This is a genomic window from Trebonia sp., assembly GCF_049794275.1.
Lineage (GTDB): Bacteria > Actinomycetota > Actinomycetes > Streptosporangiales > Streptosporangiaceae > Trebonia.
In genome coordinates this window covers 1-3,932 of sequence record NZ_JBARCR010000330.1, presented here as the reverse complement: position 1 = coordinate 3,932, position 3,932 = coordinate 1, and the positions used below count along the sequence as shown (strand labels likewise).

The 3,932-nt window shown below is 66.4% G+C and carries 5 protein-coding genes; 3 read left to right on the top strand and 2 right to left on the bottom strand.

Annotated features, from left to right (window positions below; genetic code table 11):
- The first annotated feature begins 24 nt into the window (after positions 1-24).
- Both WA805_RS09145 and WA805_RS09140 read left to right on the top strand, forming a co-directional pair.
- Complete coding sequence (locus WA805_RS09145; protein WP_425242126.1) at positions 25-480, top strand: Lrp/AsnC family transcriptional regulator; 456 nt, start codon at positions 25-27, stop codon at positions 478-480.
- A gap of 58 nt (positions 481-538) precedes the next feature.
- Entirely contained in the window at positions 539-769 is a 231-nt protein-coding gene (locus tag WA805_RS09140) for an antitoxin (protein WP_422272827.1), read from the top strand.
- A 151-nt stretch (positions 770-920) separates the two neighbouring features.
- Here the strand turns inward: WA805_RS09140 and WA805_RS09135 are convergent, their stop codons facing one another.
- Together WA805_RS09135 and WA805_RS09130 are read right to left on the bottom strand one after the other, a co-directional pair.
- Positions 921-1,790, bottom strand: coding sequence for an MIP/aquaporin family protein (locus tag WA805_RS09135; RefSeq protein ID WP_422272829.1), 870 nt, complete (start codon positions 1,788-1,790; stop codon positions 921-923).
- Between the two features lie 233 nt (positions 1,791-2,023).
- Complete coding sequence (locus WA805_RS09130; RefSeq protein ID WP_422285825.1) at positions 2,024-2,770, bottom strand: SAM-dependent methyltransferase; 747 nt, start codon at positions 2,768-2,770, stop codon at positions 2,024-2,026.
- 107 nt (positions 2,771-2,877) lie between these two features.
- Here WA805_RS09130 and WA805_RS09125 point away from each other — a divergent pair.
- On the top strand, positions 2,878-3,932 hold a 1,055-nt coding region (locus WA805_RS09125), incomplete at its 3' end, for a styrene monooxygenase/indole monooxygenase family protein (RefSeq protein ID WP_425242125.1).

The following is a 3,932-nucleotide window of genomic DNA, read 5'->3' as shown; positions in this document are numbered from 1 at the left end:
GCCACGCTCGAGAAGCACGGCCGGATCAGCAATGACGAGCTCGCTGCACGCGTCGGTCTCTCGCCGTCGCCGTGCCTGCGGCGGGTTCGCCGACTGGAACAGACCGGAGTAATCCGCGGTTACCAGGCGCTGGTCGATCCCGCAGCGGTCGGTCGCGGTCTGCGGGTCTTCGCTGGCGTGCGGCTCATCCGGCACGCTCGCGCGGACGTTGTCGCCTTCGAACGAGCGGTGATCCGGCTGCCCGAGATTATTCACACCCACCACATCACCGGCAACTACGACTACCTGCTCCAAGTCGAGGTCGCCGATCTGCCCGCGTACGAGGACTTCCATGCCAACCGGCTGGCAACCCTGCCTAGCGTCGCCTCGGTCACCAGCTACGTGACGATGAAGACCCTCTCCCCCGTCCAAACTGGTGCTGCTGGCCCACCGGGATCAGCCCGAAGGCGCTTACGCATCGGTGCCTGGGCAAAGGGGTAGGAGCGCAGAAGGGGTGGCCAGGCAAGAGGCCCGGCCCGCTGAGACACGGGAGGACAGCGTGAGCGAATTCGGGGACCTCGAGAAGAAGGCGCAAGACTACGTCGAGGAGCATCCGGACCAGGCCGACAAGGGGATCAGCGAAGCGGCGGGTTTCGCCGAGCGCGAGACTGACCATCAGCACGACCAGCAGATCGATAGTGCTGTGTCCGCCGCGGAAAAGCACTTCGGCCAGAACCAGGATCAGAACCAGCAAGGCAGCCAGGACGACCAGAACCAGCAGGGCAACTAGCCGCTTGGGAACCGTCGGAGACGGCTGATAACCCAGAGGCCGCAGGTTCAGATCCTGCTCGCTACCAAGATCAGAGGCCGGTTCCCATAGAGGGGACCGGCCTCTGGGCATCGGCTGAACAGACGCCACCTGATCCGGCCCGGATACCGGCTCAGGGGCGCGGCCGAGAACCGAGGTGCCAGTCCACTCCGACCGTGCCCTGTGCAGCCGACACACCGCTACGGCCGCCGCCTCGGCCCCGCAGCACATACGCGATACCCACCGCGATGACGGCACCAGCCACCGGGCCGGCGAGATACGCCCACCACGAGGTCCAGTCACCCTTCACCAGGGCCGGACCGAGCGACCGAGCCGGGTTCATCGACGCCCCGCTGACCGGAGAGGCCCACAGCCCGGCGAGCGCGATATAGGAGCCCACCCCGATAGCAGCCAGCGGCCCGATCTGCTGAGCGCCCGATGCGGTGCCCAGGATCACGCTCACCAGCCCGGCAGTCAGGACCATTTCCCACAACATCGCGGCAGTCGTCGAGATACCGGTCCCTGGCAGGGTCAGCCCTGCGCTGCCCTGCTTGCCGAGAAACGCCCACAGCACCAACGTCGCCAAGGCGGCGCCTACGAACTGGGCGGCGATGTACGCCGGGACGCGCTTCCACGGGAAGTCGCCTCGTGCCGCGAAGGCCACACTCACCGCCGGGTTCAGGTGCGCACCGGAGACGGTCCCCATGAACAAGATGATGGCGGCCACCATTAGCGCCGGGGCCACCACCTTCGCCCCATAAGGGACTGCATTGCCCCCGAACCGGGCGCTGACCATGCCGCCGCCTACGGCGACCAGGACGAGGAAAAAGGTCCCGAGCAGCTCAGAGAATAGCCGCAGCCCTTCATACCTGTCGTTCCAGAAATCGAACTCGCTGGCAACCGAGTTCGGCTGCCCCATGGACCGCAAAGCGACCGCGGCATGGCGGACCTCGGCGCGACCGGGCTCCGGCGGCGGCGCTCCTTCATCTGGCTGGCTGGTCATCTTGTACCCCTTTCCAGCTCCCCCATGACACCGCGCAGGTGCAGGAACCTGGGTTCGGACCGCGCGTAGCGGCTCATCTACCACCCAGCATCCCACCGGGACCTGGGCTGAAATCATCCCAGAAGGATGAACCCATCCGAGACTGGCCCGCTCAGCGGCGGCAGCAAGGCGACGGATCATGGCGCCGGGGAGACCCATTTAGCTCTGGTTGATGAATAATCCTTTTGTAGTTTTCAGCGATTCATCAATACGAAGACTCCCCAGCCGAGGTACTCGCGCTGGTATCTGACATGGCGGGCCGGTGCGGTGTCGAGTTCAGCTCTCATTTCGCCGGCGAGTTCGTCGTGGGGATTGGCGTCAAGCCAGCGCCGGATATTGAGCCACTTGGCGGCTTCATAGCGATCCCAGCTATCTTGGTCGGCTAGGACCAGCTCCACAACATCGCAGCCAAGCTGGCCGAAGGACTCGATCAGCTCGGGCAACGGAAGCCAGTCATCGTGGCCGATCCCGTAGCAGCCCTCAACAGTGGCCTGATCGGGAGGCTCCCGGCGCCAGTACGGTTCGCCGATCAGCATCATCCCGTCCGGGGTGATGCTGCGCCGGAGAAGCTCAACAGTCCCGGCAACGCCGCCGCCGATCCACGTCGCTCCCACGCACGAGGCGATGCCGGCTGGCTCATCGGCGACGTAACCGGACGCGTCGCCGTGGACGAAGGTGACCCGGTTGGCAACATCCAGCTCGTCGGCTCGCGCCCGGGCCGCGGCAATGAACACGCTGCTGATGTCCACGCCGAGGCCGGATACGCGATGATCACGTGCCCAGGTGCACAGCATCTCTCCCGTGCCGCAGGCCAGGTCGAGCATGCTCGTATCCGGCGCCAAGCGCAGAGCACGGCCCAAGGTAGCCAGCTTTTCGCTGGTGAACGGGTTATGGATGCGATGGCTGCTTTCACGGATAGTGAAGCTACGGGGAAGATCCACTTATGACAGCCTTTCTGCTCCCGGGTATGCCCCTCGATTTGCGCCGGCGGGCGCGCGAAGATTGAGGCGAAGGTCCTCTAATGGGATCACGCAGAGAGGCGCAACCCATGGCTGGTGGCACACCGTCCTCAGGAGTCGCGATCATCGGATCGGGGGTCGCGGGCCTGCACCTGGCTCTGCTGCTGCAAAAGCAGGGAATCCCCGTCACCCTCTACAGCGACAAGACGGCCGCGCAGCTCGCCAGCGGCCGGATGCTGAACACGGTCGCCCACCACAACACGACCGTCAAGCGCGAGCAGGCGCTCGGCGCCGACCACTGGGACCTCGCGGAGTACGGGTACTTCTGCCATCACCATTACATCGGCGGGCCGCAGCCGCTGTCTTTCCCCGGTGCCTTTGGCGCCCCTTCGCGGGCCATCGACTACCGGGTCTACCTGCCGCGACTGCTGGCGGACTTCCAGGAGCGCGGCGGTGACTTCCGGGCCGGGCAGGAGGTCAGCCCGGAAGAGATCCTGCGCCTGTCGGAGCTGCACGATCTCGTGGTCGTCGCCACCGGCAAGGGCGGCACCAGCGCGATGTTCCCGGTCATCGCCGGCAAGTCGCCCTACAGCCGACCGCAGCGCCGGCTGTGCGCCGGGCTCTACCACGGCATCGCGCCATCCGAGCCTAAGGGCGTGACGATGAGCATCGCGCCGCCGCACGGTGAACTGCTGGAGATCCCCACCTTCTCCGCTGCTGGGCACGTCACGGTCCTGCTGTTCGAGAACGTGCCCGGCGGCGACACGGAGGTCCTCGCCGACGCCAAGTACGACGAGGACCCGGCGGCGTTCGAGCGGCTGGTGCTCGACAAGGTCCGCGTGCATCATCCGCAGGTTTTCGAGCGGATCGACACGACACGGTTCGGGCTGACCGGTCCCGAAGATCTGCTGCAGGGGGCCGTGACGCCGGTGCTGCGCGAGGACTACGCCGTCCTGCCGAACGGAAAGGTCGCCATCGCGCTCGGCGACGCGCACTCGGTCGTCGACCCCGTCGTGGGCCAGGGCGCGAACTCAGCGTCCTACTCGGCCTGGGAACTCGGCACCGTCATCGGCGAGGACCCGAACTTTGACGAGCGGTTTGCCCAGAAGGCCGCCGCCCGCCGCGCCAACCGGGTGCGAGCGAT